This window comes from Paeniglutamicibacter sp. MACA_103 (assembly GCF_045798555.1).
Lineage (GTDB): Bacteria > Actinomycetota > Actinomycetes > Actinomycetales > Micrococcaceae > Paeniglutamicibacter.
In genome coordinates this window covers 28,322-47,576 of the sequence record NZ_JBIXLN010000010.1, presented here as the reverse complement: position 1 = coordinate 47,576, position 19,255 = coordinate 28,322, and the positions used below count along the sequence as shown (strand labels likewise).

At 66.7% G+C, this 19,255-nt stretch carries 20 protein-coding genes and 1 tRNA gene; 11 read left to right on the top strand and 10 right to left on the bottom strand.

Features of this window, described 5'->3' with window-relative positions; all coding sequences use genetic code 11:
• Positions 1 to 4 precede the first annotated feature (4 nt).
• The gene (locus tag ACIPVK_RS06710) at positions 5 to 388 is read right to left on the bottom strand and encodes a cold-shock protein (protein WP_407611185.1); all 384 of its coding nucleotides are present in this window, start codon (positions 386 to 388) and stop codon (positions 5 to 7) included.
• 249 nt (positions 389 to 637) lie between these two features.
• Here ACIPVK_RS06710 and ACIPVK_RS06705 point away from each other — a divergent pair, with 249 nt between their 5' ends.
• The 5 genes from ACIPVK_RS06705 to ACIPVK_RS06685 all read left to right on the top strand — a co-directional run bounded on the left by ACIPVK_RS06705 (position 638) and on the right by ACIPVK_RS06685 (position 4,663).
• On the top strand, positions 638 to 868 hold the full coding sequence (locus ACIPVK_RS06705; RefSeq protein ID WP_407611184.1) for a hypothetical protein: 231 nt from the start codon (positions 638 to 640) through the stop codon (positions 866 to 868).
• 136 nt (positions 869 to 1,004) lie between these two features.
• A complete protein-coding gene (locus ACIPVK_RS06700; protein WP_113762776.1) occupies positions 1,005 to 1,715 on the top strand; it encodes a response regulator transcription factor in 711 nt (236 codons plus the stop codon).
• Positions 1,716 to 1,767: 52 nt separating this feature from the next.
• Positions 1,768 to 3,237, top strand: a complete 1,470-nt coding sequence (locus ACIPVK_RS06695; RefSeq protein ID WP_407611183.1) for an ATP-binding protein — start codon at positions 1,768 to 1,770, stop codon at positions 3,235 to 3,237.
• Positions 3,238 to 3,419: 182 nt separating this feature from the next.
• Positions 3,420 to 3,710, top strand: coding sequence for a WXG100 family type VII secretion target (locus tag ACIPVK_RS06690; RefSeq protein ID WP_113762778.1), 291 nt, complete (start codon positions 3,420 to 3,422; stop codon positions 3,708 to 3,710).
• A gap of 56 nt (positions 3,711 to 3,766) precedes the next feature.
• Positions 3,767 to 4,663 carry a DUF4031 domain-containing protein gene (locus tag ACIPVK_RS06685; RefSeq protein ID WP_407611182.1) on the top strand — a complete coding sequence of 299 codons (897 nt, stop codon included), beginning with the start codon at positions 3,767 to 3,769 and terminating at the stop codon, positions 4,661 to 4,663.
• 24 nt (positions 4,664 to 4,687) lie between these two features.
• Here ACIPVK_RS06685 and ACIPVK_RS06680 read toward each other — a convergent pair whose 3' ends face one another.
• From ACIPVK_RS06680 to ACIPVK_RS06665, 4 genes are all read right to left on the bottom strand, one after another.
• Positions 4,688 to 5,446, bottom strand: a complete 759-nt coding sequence (locus tag ACIPVK_RS06680; RefSeq protein WP_407611181.1) for a phosphotransferase — start codon at positions 5,444 to 5,446, stop codon at positions 4,688 to 4,690.
• 246 nt (positions 5,447 to 5,692) lie between these two features.
• Complete coding sequence (groL, locus tag ACIPVK_RS06675; protein WP_407611180.1) at positions 5,693 to 7,330, bottom strand: chaperonin GroEL; 1,638 nt, start codon at positions 7,328 to 7,330, stop codon at positions 5,693 to 5,695.
• 280 nt (positions 7,331 to 7,610) lie between these two features.
• On the bottom strand, positions 7,611 to 8,276 hold the full coding sequence (locus ACIPVK_RS06670) for a LytR C-terminal domain-containing protein (protein WP_407611179.1): 666 nt from the start codon (positions 8,274 to 8,276) through the stop codon (positions 7,611 to 7,613).
• 94 nt (positions 8,277 to 8,370) lie between these two features.
• Positions 8,371 to 8,667 carry a DUF3263 domain-containing protein gene (locus ACIPVK_RS06665; RefSeq protein ID WP_407611178.1) on the bottom strand — a complete coding sequence of 99 codons (297 nt, stop codon included), beginning with the start codon at positions 8,665 to 8,667 and terminating at the stop codon, positions 8,371 to 8,373.
• A gap of 136 nt (positions 8,668 to 8,803) precedes the next feature.
• Here ACIPVK_RS06665 and ACIPVK_RS06660 point away from each other — a divergent pair, with 136 nt between their 5' ends.
• Positions 8,804 to 9,577 carry a uracil-DNA glycosylase gene (locus ACIPVK_RS06660; RefSeq protein ID WP_407611177.1) on the top strand — a complete coding sequence of 258 codons (774 nt, stop codon included), beginning with the start codon at positions 8,804 to 8,806 and terminating at the stop codon, positions 9,575 to 9,577.
• Here ACIPVK_RS06660 and ACIPVK_RS06655 read toward each other — a convergent pair.
• Entirely contained in the window at positions 9,574 to 11,379 is a 1,806-nt protein-coding gene (locus tag ACIPVK_RS06655; protein ID WP_407611176.1) for a threonine/serine exporter ThrE family protein, read from the bottom strand. The genes ACIPVK_RS06660 and ACIPVK_RS06655 overlap by 4 nt on opposite strands.
• Before the next feature lie 200 nt (positions 11,380 to 11,579).
• On the opposite strand from ACIPVK_RS06655, the gene ACIPVK_RS06650 reads away from it, so the two are divergent.
• Entirely contained in the window at positions 11,580 to 12,638 is a 1,059-nt protein-coding gene (locus ACIPVK_RS06650; RefSeq protein ID WP_407611175.1) for an LLM class flavin-dependent oxidoreductase, read from the top strand.
• Positions 12,639 to 12,717: 79 nt separating this feature from the next.
• Here the strand turns inward: ACIPVK_RS06650 and ACIPVK_RS06645 are convergent.
• Positions 12,718 to 12,794, bottom strand: a tRNA-Val gene (locus ACIPVK_RS06645).
• A gap of 478 nt (positions 12,795 to 13,272) precedes the next feature.
• On the opposite strand from ACIPVK_RS06645, the gene ACIPVK_RS06640 reads away from it, so the two are divergent.
• Positions 13,273 to 13,857: a GNAT family N-acetyltransferase gene (locus tag ACIPVK_RS06640; protein WP_407611174.1), complete on the top strand. Its 585-nt coding sequence runs from the start codon at positions 13,273 to 13,275 to the stop codon at positions 13,855 to 13,857.
• A 110-nt stretch (positions 13,858 to 13,967) separates the two neighbouring features.
• On the opposite strand, the gene ACIPVK_RS06635 is transcribed toward ACIPVK_RS06640, so the two are convergent.
• Complete coding sequence (locus tag ACIPVK_RS06635; protein ID WP_407611173.1) at positions 13,968 to 15,539, bottom strand: acetyl-CoA hydrolase/transferase family protein; 1,572 nt, start codon at positions 15,537 to 15,539, stop codon at positions 13,968 to 13,970.
• Between the two features lie 427 nt (positions 15,540 to 15,966).
• On the bottom strand, positions 15,967 to 16,107 hold the full coding sequence (locus tag ACIPVK_RS06630; protein WP_407611172.1) for a hypothetical protein: 141 nt from the start codon (positions 16,105 to 16,107) through the stop codon (positions 15,967 to 15,969).
• Between the two features lie 238 nt (positions 16,108 to 16,345).
• Here ACIPVK_RS06630 and ACIPVK_RS06625 point away from each other — a divergent pair, with 238 nt between their 5' ends.
• The gene (locus tag ACIPVK_RS06625) at positions 16,346 to 16,549 is read left to right on the top strand and encodes a hypothetical protein (protein WP_407611171.1); all 204 of its coding nucleotides are present in this window, start codon (positions 16,346 to 16,348) and stop codon (positions 16,547 to 16,549) included.
• A gap of 124 nt (positions 16,550 to 16,673) precedes the next feature.
• On the opposite strand, the gene ACIPVK_RS06620 is transcribed toward ACIPVK_RS06625, so the two are convergent.
• Positions 16,674 to 17,954, bottom strand: a complete 1,281-nt coding sequence (locus ACIPVK_RS06620; RefSeq protein ID WP_407611170.1) for a glycosyltransferase — start codon at positions 17,952 to 17,954, stop codon at positions 16,674 to 16,676.
• Between the two features lie 148 nt (positions 17,955 to 18,102).
• Here ACIPVK_RS06620 and ACIPVK_RS06615 point away from each other — a divergent pair, with 148 nt between their 5' ends.
• Positions 18,103 to 18,720 carry a hypothetical protein gene (locus tag ACIPVK_RS06615; protein WP_407611169.1) on the top strand — a complete coding sequence of 206 codons (618 nt, stop codon included), beginning with the start codon at positions 18,103 to 18,105 and terminating at the stop codon, positions 18,718 to 18,720.
• 24 nt (positions 18,721 to 18,744) lie between these two features.
• Positions 18,745 to 19,194 (top strand): hypothetical protein, encoded by a 450-nt coding sequence (locus ACIPVK_RS06610; protein ID WP_407611168.1) that lies wholly within the window; start codon positions 18,745 to 18,747, stop codon positions 19,192 to 19,194.
• Positions 19,195 to 19,255: the final 61 nt, after the last annotated feature.

Below are 19,255 nucleotides of genomic sequence, written 5' to 3'. Positions count from 1 at the left end.
GGGATCAGGCATCCAAATCGTCGGCTACGGCGCGCAGCACTGCTGCGACCTTGGCACCCTGGGCTTTTTCCGGGTAACGGCCCCTGCGCAGTCCGTTGGAGACCGAGTCGAGCACCTTGATCAGGTCCTCGATCAGCGCGGCGGTGTCCTCGGCCGGCTTGCGCTTGGCACGGGTGACGGAGGGCGCGTCGTCAATGATGCGAACACTCAGGGCCTGGGCTCCCTTGCGGCCTTCGGCGATTCCGAATTCCATGCGGGTGCCGGCACGCAGCTCGGTCGTGCCCGCGGGCAGCGCCGAGGCGTTCAAATACACTTCCTGGCCCTCGTCGGTTACCAGGAACCCGAACCCCTTGGAGGGTTCGTACCATTTCACTTTGCCGGTTGGCACGTCTAACTACCTCGTTCTTGCGTCTCAATGGGGCAACGACAGGGGGTGAAGAATGTTCCGTGTCCCCATTTCTGGCGATCTCCCGGCGCGAAACCACGCAGCCCGTCCCCCGATGGGGGCTTGCGGGCGGGCTCATGCGTCCGGGGAAGTCTATATCTTCTAGGGTACGACATCAGCGGCATTGCCCCTTCCCACCTGCGGACCGGGACCCAATGTGGTTCTTTCGCGGGTGCGCGGTAGTTTTAAGGGGTGAACACCACCGCCGACACCCCAGCATCCCAGCGCATCCTGACCTTCCTGGCCGGCGGCGTCGCCATCATCTCGCTCGCGGCCCTGGTCGTCATCCTCATCCAGTACGCGATGCAGCTGGCCCCCGCCCCGGCACTGATTGCCGTGTCGCTCTACGGATTGCCGCTGGCATTCATCCTGCTCATGGTGATCCTGGTGCTGAACTTCCGCGAGCGCCGCCGCTCCCGCTAGCGCACCGCGCCGCCGAGGACCTTCCCCGGCACCCTGCAGGCTCCGGGCAACTTGGGGGCGATCTTCGGGCCGGGTGTCCTTGCCCGCACAAGGAACACACAGGATTCTTACAGATAGCGGTTGCAGACTGGTAAACATGAATGCCAAAACCCCCGAAGCAAAGCTCCTGGTCGTCGACGACGAACCAAACATCCGTGAATTGCTTTCCACCTCCCTGCGTTTCGCGGGCTTTGAGGTGGTTGCGGCGGCAAACGGCCGCGAGGCGCTGGCCGCGGTGGAAGCGGACACCCCCGACCTGGCCGTGCTCGACGTGATGCTCCCGGACATGGACGGATTCACCATCACCCGCCGGCTGCGCGCCGCCGGCAAGCACTTCCCGGTGCTTTTCCTCACCGCACGCGACGACACCGAGGACAAGGTCACCGGGCTGACCGTGGGCGGGGACGACTACGTCACCAAGCCCTTCAGCCTCGACGAGGTCGTGGCCCGCATCCGCGCGGTGCTGCGCCGCACCCAGCCGGCCGAGGAAGACAGCGCGGTGATCCGGGTGGATGACCTCGAGCTGGACGACGACGCGCACGAGGTCCGCCGCTCCGGCGAGGTCATCGAGCTCTCCCCCACCGAGTTCAAGTTGCTGCGCTACTTGATGATGAACCCCAACAGGGTGCTGTCCAAGGCGCAGATCCTTGACCACGTGTGGGAATACGATTTCAACGGGGACGCCTCCATCGTGGAGTCCTACATTTCCTACCTGCGCCGCAAGATCGACTCGCGCCCCGAGTGGCCCTCGCTGATCCAGACCAAGCGCGGTGTCGGCTACCTCATGCGGACCGCCGACCGCCGCTAAGACGAAAGGCCGGTTCCCCCACGTGGAAAGTGCCCGCAGATTCTGGCGACAGGTGTCGTTGCGGACCAAGCTCGTGGCCCTCATGAGCGCCCTGATGATTGCGGGCATCGGGGTCACGGCCGTCGGCTCCGCCCAGTCGCTGCGGCTGATGCTCACCGCCCAGCTGGACACGGACCTGAAGTCCAACAGCGCGACCATCACCGCCACCATGCTCAACGACTATGCGGGCATCGCCGACATCAACCCCCGGTCCAACGGGCTTGCCCGCTTCTACGGGGACCTGCGCAACGAATCCGGCGAGATCCTCTACACCATGCCGCGCAAGGCCGCCGCGGACAACAAGCCGCTGGATTCCCCCGACGTCGAGACCGAGGCCATCGAGCGGCTGCGGGAGGATCCGGCCGCCTCGATCTCGGTGCGCGGCACCAACCTGGGCTCGGCCGGGTGGCGCGTGCGCATCGTGGACCTGCCGCGCACCGACTACGACCTCATCTATGCCCTGCCTATGACCTCGGTGCAGGACACCGTCACCAAGGCCACGATGCTGGTGATGTCCACCGGCATGCTGGCCACGCTGCTGATGTCGATGATCGCCTACGGCATCACCACCCGGGCCCTGCTGCCGCTGCTGCGCGTCGAACGCACCGCCGCTGCCATTGCCGCCGGGGACCTTTCCCGCCGCGTGGAGGACTACCCCCCGGAGACGGAGGTAGGGCGGCTCTCGCGCTCGCTGAACGCGATGCTGGCACACATCGAGCACGCCTTCCGCGGGCGGGCCGCCTCCGAGCGCAAGATGCGCCGCTTCATCCAGGACGCCTCCCACGAGCTGCGCACCCCGCTGGTGACCATCCAGGGGTACTCGGAGTTCTACCGGCAGGGCGGGCTCAACGACCCGGAGGCGCTGCGCACCGCGATGGGGCGTATCGAGGCCGAGTCCAAGCGCATGGCCCAGCTCGTGGAGGACCTGCTGACCCTGGCGCGGCTCGACGAGCAGCGCCCGCTGGAGCGCAAGCCCGTCGACCTGCTCCTGCTGGCCGGCGACGCCGCCGAGGACACCCGGGTCAACGCCGTGGACCGCAGGGTGCGCCTGATCGGCCTGGACGGCGGGGCCCCGCAACCGGCGCCGACCAGCGGGGACGAGGCCCGGCTGCGGCAGATTGTGGCCAACCTGATGACCAACGCCCTGCGCTACACCCCCGAGGGCAGCGACATCGAGATCGCCGTGGGCGTCAAGCCGGTCATCGACGGGCGCTCGGACGCGGTGCTGGAAATCCGCGACCACGGCCCGGGCATCTCCGAGGACGATGCCGGACGGGTCTTCGAGCGGTTCTACCGCGCCGATTCCTCGCGCCAGCGCGAGACCGGGGGCACCGGGCTGGGCCTGGCCATCGTCGCGGCGATCGCCGCACAACACGACGGATCCATCCGGCTTAGCGACACCCCGGGCGGCGGGGCCACCCTGTCGATCCACCTGCCGTACGTCGCACCCGAGGAAGACCCCGAGGACGACGAGGACGACTAGAACCACGTTCCCCACGCGTTATCCACACCCCGTTGCGGCCTTGGTCCGCAGCGGGGTGTGCCGGTTCTAGCCTGAAAACGGAGGCACGCATCCAACCATGGCGCGCTTCCCTCCGGGCCCCGCACGGGAGCGCTTCCCCTGGCCCGGAGCCGATCCGCCATTGCACGGGAGTGAAGCCAATCATGAGCACCTTTGCCGCCAACACCAACGAAATGCAGGCCCGGTCCATGAACCTGCATGCCACCATCGAGCGCGTACGGGCGGAGGTGAACTCGCTGACCTCCTCGCTGCAGGACCTGCAGGGCACCTGGCAGGGTGCGGCCTCGGCCAACTTCCAGTCCGTGGTGGCGGACTGGCGCAACACCCAGGCCCGTGTGGAGGAATCCCTCTCCTCCATCGGCACCGCGCTGAACCGGGCCTCGGTGCAATACGACGAGGCCGAGGCCGCCAACGCGTCCCTGTTCACGTACTGACACCTATCGGTGGCAGGTTGCCGGGGCGGGGCACAAGCGCGTATTAGTCTGGGGACGTGTCCATCCTCATTGATCCCCCGTCCTGGCCGGCCCACGGAACGCTCTTTTCGCATCTGGTCTCCGATGCATCGCTTCGCGAATTGCACGCCTTTGCCCGGGACCGGGGCCTGCCCGAGCGCGCCTTCGACCGCGACCATTACGACGTGCCGCTGGAGCGCTACGACGACCTGGTCGCGGCCGGTGCCGTCCCGCTCCCGGCCACCGAGCTGGTGCGGCGGCTCATAGCCTCGGGGCTGCGCGTGCGCGCCAAGGAACGGCCCGAACGACTCGACGCCGTGCTGCTCGCCCGCTGGGACGCCCTGCGGCTCGACGCCCCGGAGCTGGGCCGCGAACTGCTGGGGTGTTGGAGCCAGGAGCAGCGCGTCTACCACGACCGGGCGCACCTGCTGGCGGTCCTGACGGCCCTGGACACCCTGACCGGTGGGGCCTCCTCCGCGCAGGCACACCTTCCGGTGTACCTGGCGGCGTGGTTCCACGACGCGGTGTACCGCGGCACGGCAACCGATGAGGAGGATTCGGCCGCGCTGGCGTCCGCGCGCCTGCCCGGCCGCGGCATCGCCTCGCCGGTGGTGGACGAGGTCGTGCGCCTGGTCCTGCTCACCAAGACACACAAGCCCGCGCCGGGCGACGGCGCCGGGGCCCTGCTCTGCGACGCGGACCTGGAGGTGCTGGCCCGGCCGAAGGCCGCCTACCGGCGATATGCCGAGGCGGTGCGCCGTGAATACGCCCACGTGCCCGACGCCGATTTCACCCGCGGGCGCTCCGCGATCCTGCGCGGACTGCTGGACGGCGGTTCCCTCTACTCAAGCGAACCGGGCCGGGCGCTCTGGGAAGATGCGGCGCGGGCCAACCTGTCCGCGGAGCTGGCAGAGCTGGAAGCCCTGTCGCCGTAGGCCTCGGCCCCCTGCCATGCCGCCTTACGGCGCCAGGGCCGCTGCCCAGCGGGATTCGTTTTCACTCACGAAACGGGCGGCGCCCGCCCAGTGCCGGCCATGCCCGCCGACGAACATCCCACCCCACGGCTGAAAGTCCCGGCGATGGGCATCGCGGAGGAAATCGTGCATGGCCAGGGTCCGCTTCCTAAGGGCACCGGGCAGTTGGGCGCGCAGGTCGGCGTCGGCCCGGTATCCGTCGAGGACCAGCGCCCGCAGCCGCGCCGCCGCCCGTCCGGGATCCTCGCCGGCGACGAGGAAGGCGAACGACTGCGCGGCATAGGCCAGGTCCCACAGCCGGGTGCTCGGTCCGGCGCCGTCCCAGTCGATGAAGGCCGGGGGCTCCCCGGCAACGAGGTTCCAGGGGGCGAGGTCGTTGTGGCAAATCAGGTTCGCGTGGGGAACCGGAATCAGGGTGGACCAGGAATCCTCCGGGGAACGCTCGAAGCTTTCGGCGGCGTCGTGGATCCGCCGGATCCGGCGCCCGACATCTTCCAGCTCCTCCAGCGGCAGGGGCCGGTCATGAGGCGCAGGCGTCCCGGGAACAAATTCCGTGACCTGCCGGCCTTGCGCGTCCCGGCCCAATGGCCGCGGGACCTCGGCGAGACCCTGGTCGCGCAGGTGGGCCATGAACCGTTGAACCGATGGCGTGCTTCCAAGCCAGGGCTTGCGCACCGTCCCGCCAATGCGCAGCACTTCCCCGGCGGCATGCCCGCCGGCCAGCGTCTGCTCGATGTCCGGCATGGGCCCATCCTAATGCCGCGCGGTCGCGCGCCGGGGTGCCCGGAGGTATCGACAGGGGAGCCTGGTTGGGACCAAGCCCCCGAGTCGTTTCCGTTTCGCCCGGTCCCGTTCCCCCCGTTAACGCCGCAAGCCGCCTTCCCGCATGGTGTTCCGTCCTCCCAAGGGAAGGAACGGTACACCGCGGGAAAGCGGCTCACGGTCTCAGCTAGGTACTGCTAACGCACGAGGCGATGTGTGGCAGGGGGATTAGAATCCGCCCATGCCGCCCATGCCGCCCATGTCGTCGCCACCCGGTGCTGCTGCGCCGGCCGGAACCGGCTTGTCGGCGACAACGGCTTCGGTGGTCAGGAACAGACCGGCAATGGAGGCGGCGTTCTGCAGGGCAGAGCGCGTGACCTTTACCGGGTCGTTCACGCCTGCTGCCAGCAGGTCGACGTACTCACCGGTGGCGGCGTTCAGGCCGTGACCGGCCGGCAGGCCCTTGACCTTGTCGGCGACAACGCCCGGCTCCAGGCCGGCGTTGAAGGCGATCTGCTTCAGCGGCGCTTCGATGGCAACGCGAACGATGTTCGCACCGGTTGCCTCGTCGCCCGTCAGCTGCAGCTTGGCGAATGCGGTTGCGCCGGCCTGGATGAGGGCCACGCCGCCACCGGCGACGATGCCTTCCTCGACGGCTGCCTTGGCGTTGCGCACTGCATCTTCGATGCGGTGCTTGCGCTCCTTGAGCTCAACCTCGGTTGCGGCACCGGCCTTGATGACTGCAACGCCGCCGGCCAGCTTGGCCAGGCGTTCCTGCAGCTTCTCGCGGTCGTAGTCCGAATCGGAGTTCTCGATCTCGGCGCGAATCTGGTTCACGCGACCGGCGATCTCCTCGGCGTCGCCCGCACCCTCGACGATGGTGGTCTCGTCCTTGGTGACAACAACCTTGCGGGCGGAGCCCAGCAGGTCGATGGTGGCGTTTTCGAGCTTCAGGCCGATCTCCTCGGAGATGACCTGGCCACCGGTGAGGATGGCGATGTCGGCCAGCATGGCCTTGCGGCGGTCGCCGAAGCCCGGAGCCTTGACGGCGACGGACTTGAACAGGCCACGGATCTTGTTCACGATCAGGGTGGCAAGGGCTTCGCCCTCGATGTCCTCGGCGATGATCAGCAGCGGCTTGTTCGACTGCATGACCTTCTCAAGGATCGAAACCATGTCCTTGACGTTGGTGATCTTCGAGTTGACGATCAGGATGTACGGATCTTCAAGAACCGTTTCCTGGCGCTCGTTGTCGGTGACGAAGTAGGCCGAGATGTAGCCCTTGTCGAAGCGCATGCCCTCGGTGAGCTCAAGCTCGAGGCCGAAGGTGTTCGACTCCTCGACGGTGATGACACCTTCCTTGCCGACCTTGTCCAGTGCCTCGGCGATCAGGGCGCCGATTTCGTTGTCACCGGCGGAGATCGATGCGGTGGCGGCGATCTCTTCCTTGGTCTCGATTTCCTTGGCGGAAGCCAGCAGCTCGGCGGTGACGGCCTCGACGGCCTTCTCGATGCCGCGCTTCAGGGACAGCGGGTCGGCGCCGGCGGCAACGTTGCGCAGGCCTTCCTTGACCAGTGCCTGGGCGAGAACGGTGGCGGTGGTGGTGCCGTCGCCTGCGACGTCGTCGGTCTTCTTGGCAACTTCCTTGACGAGTTCCGCACCGATCTTCTCGTACGGATCCTCGAGCTCGATCTCCTTGGCAATGGAGACACCGTCGTTGGTGATCGTGGGGGCGCCCCACTTCTTTTCCAGAACGACGTTGCGTCCACGCGGGCCAAGGGTGACCTTGACGGCGTCAGCCAGGATGTTCAGGCCGCGCTCAAGGCCGCGGCGTGCTTCCTCATCAAATGCAATGATTTTGGCCATAGCGGCTTATGTCCTTTCGGGACGTTCATGCGTATCTACGACCTGAGGCAACGCCCGCGACGGACGAAGAATCCACGATGTCATGGGACGATCGCAAAAGCTTCTCGCTGCCTTGGTCAAGGACTCACTCAAACACCGCCCCGAAGCCGCAGGTATCCGCTCAAAACTTCGATCGAATTAGCAGTCGGGACGTGCGAGTGCTAATACAAATCTTGGCACTCAACCATCCGGAGTGCAAGCTGTGCGACTTTGCCATAAGCGTATTGCGGCGCGGCGCTCCCTAGCGGAAGTTGCTTCCCAGCACGATGGCGATGTTGCCGGGGATGTTGGCGCTTTGCATGACCGAGGTGATGCCGAGTTCCTCGGCCGCGGCCTCCGCGGTGGGCCGGTGGGTCTCGGAGCGGAAGTAGACCGTGGAGTACGTGACCTTCTTGGTCCAGTTCGAAGCGACGACATTGCTGAAACCGGCGTTCTGCAGTTCCGTGCGCGCCTTGCCGGCAAGGCCGCCGACCGTCGCCCCGTTGTAGACGCCCATGGCCATGGAAGAGTCCACGTCTTCAGCCAGGGGGGTTTCGCTGGCCTCGGTGGAGGAGCCTGCTTCGCTGGAGTCGGCGGACTCGGCCGATTCGCTTTCGGCCGGCTTTTCGCTGGCCTCGGACTTGGACGGCGATTCCGACGCCTCGGACGGCGCAGTGGCTTCCTGCGTGCCCGAGGAGCTGGCGGCAACGGATGCCGGGTCGCTCGGGGTGCCCGTGAGCTTGGGCAGGACCATGAAGGAGAAGAGTCCCACCACCAGGGCAATCGCCCCGAAGACCATCAGCCAACGCAAGCCGGATCGGGCCCCGCCCACGGATGCGGCGGCAGCCCAGCCGTTTTCGCGGTGCGATCCGCTACGGTTGCTGAACTCTGGGACGCGATCAAATTCATCGCGCGGATAGTTGGTCATGCCCGTCCTCGGTGATGTGGCTTGCAGTGTGGGCATGCGCGCGTGCGGGAATGCAAGCGCGGCCGGGCCCCGAAACGCCCGACGTGCGTTGCAATCATGCCTCGGTTCCGAGACGTTTCTCCGACCGAGCGCGATGCCTCGTCGATCTGAGTCTACGCAATCGCTTGACCAGCATGGGGTCATGGGCCAGCGCCGCGTCCGTGTCGATGAGCGTATTCAGCAGCTGGTAGTAGTTGGTGGGCGAGATGGAAAACATTTCCGAGATGGCCTGCTCCTTGGCCCCCGCATACTTCCACCACTGGCGTTCCAGCGCGAGAATCCGCTGGGAACGCTCGTCCAGCCCGCTGGATTCGTCAAGCTCGAACTCGAGCCCAAGTGCCTCGGATGACATTGCACTTCCCTCAACAATCCGGTTCCCCGGTTCACGGTGAACCACCGGGCAATCTGCCCCAACTGTAACTATTCTAACGTGTCGCACCCACGGACCGTTTGCCCATCCGGCTGGGCATCTGCCCACAATGTATGTCATGGACACCCGCGAAACGCCCCTCTTCGAGCTCCCCGAGCCGACGCCCGACACCACCGCCTTCCCCTTCGGCCGCGGGCTCGCCGAGGCCGTGGCCGGCGGCTTCGTGGCGGCCGACTGGGCCGAGGCGCTGGCCCCGGTGGAAGACAAGCTGATGTCCCTGGCCCGGGAGCTGGAGACCCGGCGGGCCTCCGGCGAGCGCATCCTGCCCGCGCCCGCGAACATCCTGCGGGCCTTCAGCCGCCCGCTGGCCGAGGCCCGGGTCCTGGTCATGGGCCAAGACCCCTACCCCACGCCGGGGCATTCCATGGGGTTGAGCTTTTCCGCCCTGCCGCAGGTGCGCCCGCTGCCGCGCAGCCTGAAGAACATCTACATCGAGCTGCACGCCGACACCGGCGTGCAGGTCCCGGCGCACGGGGACCTCTCCGCGTGGGCCGACCAGGGCGTGGTGCTGCTGAACCGGGTGCTGACGGTGGGGGCCGGGGCCGCCGGCTCGCACCGGAAGCTGGGATGGGAGGCCGTCACCGATGCCGCCATGGCCGCGCTGGCCGCACGCGGGGGTCCGCTGGTGGCGATCCTGTGGGGCAAGGACGCCCAAGCGCTGGCGCCGGCACTGGGCTCGATCCCGATCATCGCCTCGGCCCACCCCTCGCCGCTTTCGGCGCGGCACGGTTTCTTCGGTTCCCGGCCCTTCACCCGTGCCAACGAACTGCTGGTGGCGGCCGGCGGCACGCCCATCGACTGGGCGCTGCCCCTGACGGTTCCCAGGGCCTAGCGGCGGCGGATATTGCGGCGCTCGGCGAGCGCCTCGGCGCCGATCAGCGGGCGGGCCAGGGTGTCTCCGAAGACGACGCCGCCCGCTATGGCCATCATGATGGTGAAGGCGGTGAACATCTGCACCATGGCCCCGGACATGTCGGCGACGTCAAAGACGATCCCGTACATGGAACGGAAGATCATCAACCCGGGCAGCAGGAACACGATGGCGGGGGCCGCGAGCACCAGCTGCGGGGCGCGCATCTTGTATGCCACCCAGCGCCCGGCCAGGCCGACGAAGGTCGCCGCAACCGCGGGCGCCGCCCGGTCCCCCACGCCCAGGGCCTGGATGCCCAGCAGGATCAGGTAGCCCAGCAGGGCGATGGCCCCGATGGGCAGCAGGAGCTTGGGATCGGACTGCTCGGTGACCGCGCCGGCGATGACCGCCGCCACCACCAGGGCAGCCAACAGCCAGCCGGGATAGGAAATCGTGTCGATGACCCGCACATCCAGTTCCGGCGCGCCGAGCAGTTCGGCGCAGACCAGGGCGGTCATGATGCCGGTCAGGATCGCGGCATAGGTCAGCGCCGCGGAGAAAAAGCGCCCGGCGGCGGTGACTGGGAACCCGTTGATCGCATCCTGCAGGGCCGAGACAAACCTGGCCGAGGGCAGCAACAGCAGGATGCCGCCGGCGACCACCAGCGCCGGGTCCATGGGCGCGTTCAGGGCGTGGAAGAGCACCGCGATGGCCGTGATGACGAAGCTCGCGGTGGCAACCGAGAAGAACTCGGGCACGCGCCAACGCGCGGCGTACTTGAGGATCTGCCCGACCGCCACGGAGGAGACGAAGGCCAGGGCAGCCCCGGGCAGGGAGCCGCCGATGAAGATCACGAAGAGCGCGGCAAAGGCGCCGGAGGCTGCGGAGACCATCCAGCGCGGGAACGGCTTGGGCCGGCGCGAGATGGCCCGCAGCCGGTCCACCGACTGCTGCCGGGTCACGCCCCCGGAGACGATGTCGGAAACCAACCGGTGGACCTCCGCCAGACCGGCAAAGTTGTTGGTCCAGGAACGCACCACGCGCAACATGGAAAACGACTCGCCTTCCGGCGGGGCGAAGTTCAGGTGGATCGACTGGTTGGTGATGTCCACGTCCGTGTAGCTCAACCCAAGGGCAGCCGTCACGGCAATGACACTGGTCTCCACTTCCAGGGCACCGGCGCCATAGCGGAACATCGTTTCGGCCAGGTCCAGTGCGAATTCCAGGGTCTTGCGCGCCGACGCATCCTGTGCCGCGTTCACCTTCGGGTTGGCATAGGGGGTTCCCTTGAGCCGTTCGACGATGTTGAACGCCTGGGTGGGCGGGGTGTCGGAGGCCAGCCAGCGCGAGATCATGCGCTTGGCGGCAGGGTTGGCGCGCGGCGGCAGGGCCGGGGCGCCGCTGGAGGTGATGCCGACCTGCCCGGTCTTCGCGTTGATGGCGTCCTGGGCCAAGGTGGTGGGCTGCGGCCGTTTGGCGGGCCGGGCCGGCTTCGGCGCCTTGGGCGGCTTGGGCCGCTTGGCGGCCGGCCTTCCCGAGGGCTTGCCGGCTTGCCTGGCGACGGGCTTCGCGGGCGCCGGTGCGACGCCAGGCGTGCCGCTCGCGGGCGTGTCGATGGCGGGGATCTTAGGGGCCTTTTGTGCGTGTGCGGCAGCGTCCTTCAGGGCCTGGGTGATGTGGACCATTTCACGTGTCTGGACACGTCGAATGCTCGAGACCTGCGGGCTGGGATCCTCGCCCGGTGATGCCGGGGCGGTGGTGTCCGGCCCCTTACCTGAAGACACGCTTCCTCCTGTCGATTGCGCTTGTTCCCACCCACCATACCGCCGCTTTATGGTGCATTGATCCAAGGACCGCACAACTCACATTTGACTATTTGGACACAGTGCCCGGACCGGCCCCGGGAATATCCGCACGATCTCCGGAGTTGAGCCATAATGAATGCAAACGCATATAACTTTCGACAGGAGAGCGACGGGAAACCATGAGTGAGTCCACCCCGAACACCCAGCAATTTGAGATCGGCGTCGAGACCTTCGGCGACATCACCAACGACCCCAATGGCACCCCGCTTCACCCCGCCCAGGTGCTCCGCAACGTGGTCGCCGAGGCCAGGGCCGCCGAGGCCGCGGGACTTGACTTCTTCGGGGTTGGCGAGCACCACCGCGACGACTACTCGGTCTCCGCCCCGGAAGTGGTCCTGGGGGCCATCGCCTCGGTGACCGAGACGATCAAGCTGGGTTCCGCGGTGACGGTGCTGAGCTCGGATGACCCGGTGCGCGTCTACGAACGCTTCGCCACGGTCGACGGCCTGTCCAACGGCCGCGCCGAAGTCATCCTGGGCCGCGGTTCCTTCATCGAGTCCTTCCCGCTCTTCGGCTACGAGCTTTCCGACTACGAGCTGCTCTTCGAGGAGAAGCTCGCCCTGTTCGCAAAACTGCGCAAGGGCGAACCTGTCAGCTGGTCCGGCCAGACCCGCTCGGCACTGCGGAGCCAGTCGGTCTACCCGCCCATAGAGCACGGCAGGCTGGATGCCTGGGTGGGCGTGGGCGGCAGCCCCGAATCGGTGGTGCGCGCGGCCAAGCACGGACTTCCGCTGTTCCTGGCCATCATTGGCGGGCAGCCCATGGCCTTCGAGCCGTTGACCCGGCTCTACAAGCGCTCGCTGGAGGAGTTCGGCCACCAGCCGCAGAAGATCGGCGCGCACTTCCACGGCCTGGTCGCCGACACCGACACCGAAGCCATGGATCTGCTGTGGCCTCACTACAAGACCACCATGGACCGCCTGGGGGCCGAGCGCGGCTGGCCGCCGGCAAGCCGCATGCGCTTCGAAGCCTCGACCGGCCCCGAGGGATCCTTGCTGGCCGGCAGCCCGGAGACCGTGGCGAAGAAGATCGCGCACTTTGCGAACGGCCTTGGCCTCTCGCGTGCCGACATCAAGTATTCGGCCGGCTCCCTGCCGCACGAGACCATGATGCGCAGCATTGAACTGCTGGGGACCAAGGTCAAGCCCCTGGTCCTGGAGATGCTCGAGGCGAAGTAGTCCTGCGTCGGCCCTGCTGCCGGCGCCGATGCGGCAGGCTTAACGAAAAGAACCCCGGAAATCCGGGGTTCTTTTCTGTTGGTGGTTCTTAGCAGACTCGAACTGCTGACCTCTCGCGTGTGAAGCGAGCGCTCTAACCAACTGAGCTAAAGAACCGGGTCGTCTCTCCCAAAGGAGTACCTAGCAAGATTAGCCGAGCACCACGGTGCACGCCAAATCGGCGCGAGGCGTACCCTCGCATCCTCCCCCGCATCCGCCTCGCACCACCGCCTTCCATTCCTCCATTTTGGTGCCACGCCCGGGCAGGAAATTCGCAGGTGAATTGTTGGTGAACCCACCGTCCCGCAAAACCGCCAAAACCCGCGGTATTCCGGGCCATTTTCGCCCTTGGATCCGCGCATTCCGGCGAACGATTCGAGGAGTCCGGCGCGTCGCCCGGGAGCTGTGTTTACAACGGGGCTTTCGGCGGGTAATAATTTCACTGTCGAATTCTTCGACGCCCAAACTGGGCCCTACAAGGAAGCTGCCGGGAACCGCCGGCAGCGGTCCCCTACCGGCCAAAGAACCGGCCCGGCGTAGTTCCGGGAACCACTTCTTTTGTTCGCTCTCTTTTTCACTTAGAGGACCGCTCCCAGTGCTTCCCATCATTGAGTACTCCCTGTCTTATTCCGCGCCCACCGGCTTCGAACGCGATGCCCTCTCCGCGCTCGCCCTGAATCCCGATGCCCGCTGGCACGAACGCATGGACCATGCCCGGTTCGTGGTCACCGCGCTGCACGAGGGCACGCGGGTAGGCGTGGGCATCGTGCACACCTCCGTGACGGCTCCGACCCTGGTTCCCAGCCCCATGGAGCTTGGCGGCATGTTCGTGCACCCCGCCTACCGAAGGCTGGGCATCCGCCAGTACATGGCCGAGGCGCGTCTTACCTACGCGCTGTCCATGGGCGGCACCCCGATCACGGTGATCGACAACCGCAACCAGGCATCGTGGGGCTACTACGAGCGCTCGGAGAGGTGGACGCCGGAACGCGAGTACACCGGCCACTTCACCGGGCTGCCCATGACCATCTGGGTGTCCACCGAGTCCTCCTGGTACCGCACCGGCATGGGCCTGGCCCCGCTGGTCCCCGCCCAGCCGAACACCGTGCTGCCGCAGGAACCGTCCCTGCAACGCCCCCTGGCCCTCGGGCCGGACCAGGGAAGCGCCGTTCCGGCATAGCTGCACCGGCTCCCGCGCGGCAGGCAAACGGCATGAAGCCCGTCCGGTGCGCTCCCTCGCGGGACGCGCACCGGACGGGCTTCTCCATGTCGCCGACCTGTTCCGTGGCCTTAGGCCTTTTCGGCGGTCGGGCGCATGTCCCCGCTGTCGATGTAGCGCTGGTGCCAGGACAGCGCCTCGCCCAAAAGGTGCGGGGTGTGCTTGCCGTAGCTGCCCACCTTGGCGCGGTCGAAGTAGTCCTGCAGCATCGGGCGGTACTCCGGGGCCGCGCACTTGTCGATGACCACCTGGGCACGCTGCTTGGGCGAGAGCCCGCGCAGGTCGGCCAGTCCCTGTTCGGTAATCAGGATCATGGTGTCGTGCTCGGTGTGGTCGACGTGGCTTGCCATCGGCACGATGCCGGAGATCTTCCCGCCCTTGGCGGTCGACGGGGACATGAACACCGAGAGGTAGCCGTTGCGGGCGAAGTCGCCCGAGCCGCCGATGCCGTTCATGACGTGCGATCCGACCACGTTGGTGGAGTTCACGTTGCCGTAGATGTCGGCCTCGATCATGCCGTTCAGGGCGATGCACCCCAGCCGGCGCACCAGCTCCGGGTGGTTGGAGATTTCTTGCGGGCGCAGCAGGATGCGTTCGCGGTAGAAGTCCACGTGCGCGTTGAACTCGTCGATGCCGTCGGCGGACAGGGAGAAGGAGGTGGCCGAGGCGAAGCCCAGGGTTCCGTCCTTGAGCAGGGACAGCATGCCGTCCTGGATGACCTCGGTGTAGGCCTGAAGGCCCTTGTAGCCGCCGCGCGCCAACCCGGCGAGCACCGCGTTGGCGATGTTTCCCACGCCCGACTGCAACGGCAGCAGCTTGTCCGTCAGTCGTCCCGCACGGATCTCGTGGTCAAGGAAATCCAGCAGGTGGTCCGCGATCTGCGTGCTGGTTTCATCGACCGGGGCGAACGGGGACAGCCTGTCCGGGGCGTTGGTTTCCACCACGGCGACGATCTTGGCCGGGTCCACGCGCAGGTAGGGCTCGCCGATCCGCTGGTCGGCGGTGGTCATCTCGATGGGCCGGCGGTGCGGGGGCAACGCGGTGCCGTAGTAGATGTCGTGCATGCCCTCCATGGCGGCGGACTGCTGCGTGTTGACCTCGATGATGACCTTGTCGGCCATGTCGAGCCAGGTCTTGTTGTTGCCCACGGACGAGGACGGAATCAGGCTGCCGTCCTCCTTGATGCCCACGACCTCGATGACTGCCAGGTCGATCTTGCCGTAGAACCCGAACCAGGCGTGCTGGGCGACGTGGGAGAGGTGGATGTCCATGTATTCCATCTCGCCGTCGTTGATGCGGCGGCGCAGCTCCGGGTCGGACATGTAGGGCAGTCGCAGCTCCATGCCGCCGGCGCGGGCCAGCACTCCGTCGAGTTCCGGGGCCGTCGAGGCCCCGGTGAGCACGTTGATCTTGAACGGATTCCCGGAGGCCTGCTCCTTTTCCATGAGGGCCGCGAGCGCGCCCGGGACTGCCTTCGGGTAGCCTGCGCCGGTGAAGCCGCTCATGGCCACCGTCATGCCCGGCTTGACCAAGGCAGCGGCCTGTTCGGCCGACATTCGAAGGTCGAGGAACTTGGAGTATTGGATCCGATCGTGCACGGCTGCCCTTCCTGAAGATGTGTGACACACGTTGCTTCGTGTCATCTGCGCCACTTTAGCCCGTGGACGGGTCACATTTGGGCCACTTCGCCCATTCCGCAGGGCGAACCGCCGGACGGTTCGGTGAGTCGGCCGGTATTTGCGGTGACTGGCAGGGGGCATTGCGGGGCGCGGATGCCATGTCGAGATCGATGGGCGACGAAAAATGCTGTGGGCGATGCTGTGCTTCGGTGCCGTGGCTGCCACCCGTTGGGCCCTCATTGGCCCGGGCAACCGGCCCGGCAGCTCGACCTGTAGGCCCGGCGAAGAAGACCTGTCCATGGGCTTCGCGGAGTGCTCCTCGGCGGGCGCCGCCGCCAAGACTTCAATCGGCCGGGCAAACGAAAACGGGTGCACCTGCCAAATCAATGGCGGGCACACCCGTTTCCTTGTTCATTGGCCCGGGCCGTTCATTCCCGTGCCAACCACACTCTTATGCTGCCTTCTCGGCGCCTGGTTCCTCGTGCTTTTTGTGGGCCTTGCGGTAGCGCCAGACCATGGCAAAGGTCAGGACGCTTAGCAAGCCGATCATCGTGAAGGCAGTAATGATTAGTGCTTCATGACCTGGTGTCATTGTGATCCATCCTTTCATGACAGTGCGGCGATTCGACGGGTCTACCCTGCGTCGTCCACCGCCGGATGCGCCGTGTCCGACGCCGGGAGGCGTCGAACAGTTGGCACATTCCGATTGGTGCTGTTGCGTGCCCTCCGCATCGATGGAAGGGCCCGCCGTTATTCGAACAATCCTCGTTGACCCGCCGGTCCTTTGACCGGCTGGGTCCAACGTGCAATCGACATCAGAAACGAAGTGCATGGAGCATGTCAGCAAAGATTTCTGGCAGGCTTGTTTCTTCGATTCGCGCAGCCTGTTTTCGATTCAAGCTGCAGAGCGTGGTGCCGGGGGATTTGCTGTCACTGCCATCAGCACTGCATCCGGTCCTGACAAATTCATCCCGGCCCAACTGTCCGTTCCGCCCAAGGGTGCGCACGGTGTATCTGAGCGGCTGTGCGAATAAATTCGACTGTCCACGCTCTTCTAGCAACCCTTAAGGAGATCTCTAACTATCGCACATTTGTACTAGATAGACAAATCGGCTGGCACCTCATGTTTCCGGCTCATGCCCGATTCGCCCATGGCATTCAACATTCGACTTCGTCCAGCAGGAGCGAACCGTTGGCGGCGTCCCGCGCGATTGCCCCACCGAGCTGCACCGCGGCCTTTCGGTAGCTGTCGGTCGCCAGGACCTTCGCGATGGCCTTCGCGATCCGGGGTGCAGCGGAGCCACGCGGAACCGCGATGCCGGCTCCCCGGGAGGTGACCCGGATGGCGTTGCCGGATTGGTCGCGGCCGTGGTGCAGGATGACTAGCGGCAGTCCCGCGGCCAACGCCTTGACCACGGTGCCGTGGCCGCCGTGCGTGACGACCAGGCTGGAGCGTGCCATCGCCTGGTGGTGGGGTGCGGCGGCCACGACGGTGACATTGGCCGGCGCGCGGATCTCCTCGGGGTTGATCGCGGGGCCCGTGGTCACCAGTCCGCGCACCGGGAGGCTCCCGAGAGCGTCCACGATCCGCTGCATGCACTGGACGTGGTTCTGGAAGGTCGAGGACATGGCCACCAGGACCAGCGGCTGGTCGCCTGCCGGTGGCGCCCACGGGGCATTGGATGTCCATGCCGGGTCATCGAGGATCGGCCCCACGTAGCGGGCGTTGGCCGGAAGCTCGGCGGGGAAATCGAAGGCGGACGAGGTGAGAATCAGCTGGCGTCTGGCATGGTGAACCTGTTCCCACGTATTGGAGACCGGGGCCAGCCGGTGTTCGGCGCGCAGTTCGTTCAAGGGCGCCAGTGCGTACCTGTCGATCAGCCTGGTGCCGCCGAAAGTCGTCAAGCGGTCGCGCAGTGCGCCCAGCGCACCTTTCGCAGGGGCGAAGCCGGTGCCCACTTGCGGCATGCCCTTGGCGGGCAGCGGGTAGGTGTTTGGCAGCAGGACATCGAAGGGAACCGCGCGCGACTCCGCCGCAACCATGGCGCCGAAAGCGAAGAACGACGTCAGCACGAGGTCCGGCCGCACCTCGTCGATGGCCGCCACGGTGTCCCGCGCCTGCTGGGGCGCCGGTCCCCCGATCATGTTTTGGAACATGTCGCGGGCCAGGCCCATCGGGGTGTGCAGCGCCCAGTCGCGAATCTCGCCCGTTTCACCATCGGTCCACGAGCGGAAAGTGGCCCCTGCTCCGGTTGCCTCATCCGCCATGGAATTGTCGCCGAGCATCACGACCTCGTGGCCGCGGCGCGCGAGCCGGCGGGCGACGCCAAGTTCCGGCGGAACCGTGCCGCCTGCGTCCTTGAGTGCGAAAAGGTAGGTGCGGCGCGTGGTTTCCGTAGCGGGCCCTGCGCCCCGGGGCCTGCCAGTGGGATCGCTCATGGCAGCAACGGTACGCCGCGGGTATGACGTGCAACATCCGTGCCAGTACCCGTTTATTTCCTGCACCGTGCACTCCGGGAACGCCCGTGGAGATCGCCGCTTACCGCCCGACATCCCCAATTCGCCGGAGCAGAGTAGGCTTCCGTCCATGACCACCGCCGTCGTTTTCGTCGCAGTGCTTCTCCTGCTGGCACTCTTCCAGGTTGCCCTGGCGCTCGGAGCCCCGTGGGGCCGGTTCGCGTGGGGCGGGCAACACCCCGGGACGCTGCCGACGGGCTACCGGGTCGCCTCCGCGCTCTCCATTCTGGTCTACGGTTTCATCGCGGTGCTCGCCCTGGACCGTGCCGGAATGCTCAACGTGTTTCCGGAGGGCTTCTCCCGGGTGGGCAGCTGGGTCGTGTTCGGGTACCTCGCTCTCGGGGTGGTGATGAATGCGATCTCCCGATCCAAGCCGGAACGCTACGCGATGACACCGGTGGCGCTCGTGCTCGCTGTCCTCGCGCTGCTCATCGCGCTTTCACCTGCCGCCGGGAGGCCTTTCGCCGGCATGGTGCTGGACAACGGGACCGGTCCCGTGTACTGCACAGCCGTCATGGAGTCCTACCCTCCGCAATGCGGCCGCGACTCCCCCGCGGTGCTCGGCTGGGACTGGAGCGCCGTGGAGCACGAGCAGTCGCAGTCGGTCCGCTGGGGCGAGTACCGCTTCGAGGGCATGCGCGGGCGCGACACCATCACCCTCACCAAGGCGCCGGCACCGTTGCTCTGAGCAGGCGTGGAAAAGAGTGCACCGATGAAGGCAACGAGGCACCGCGCCCGGCTCGCCGGAATCATGGCGGCAGCCCTGCTGCTGGCGGGTTGCTCGGGCCCCGCGAGCGTGGCCGAGCGCGTGGAGCGGGGCCTTCCCACCTCGTTGACCGAAGCCCAACGTTCGGCGGTCCCCTGGGAGCAGACCTCGGTGCTCGGGCTCGAGGACGGCAGCCGGTTTGCGCTCATCACGTGGGGCAGCTCGTCCTGTCCGACGGTGGTGAGCACCATGGAGGCGGTTGGCACCGAGGGCATCGAGGGCATCGAGGGCATCGAGCTGCATCTTGAATCCTCCGGCGGGTCCGGTCCGTGCACCGCGGACATGGCCGCGACCACGCACGAGTTGTCTTTTCCGGACTCGGTGACGGCGCGTCCGATCACCCTCACCCTGGTGCACGCCGAGTCCGATGCCACCTCGACGCTGACCCTGGACTGAGCGACTTCCGCCTTAACGCCGGATCCCTCCCGGGGAAAGGTCCGGGAGGGATCCGGCGTTT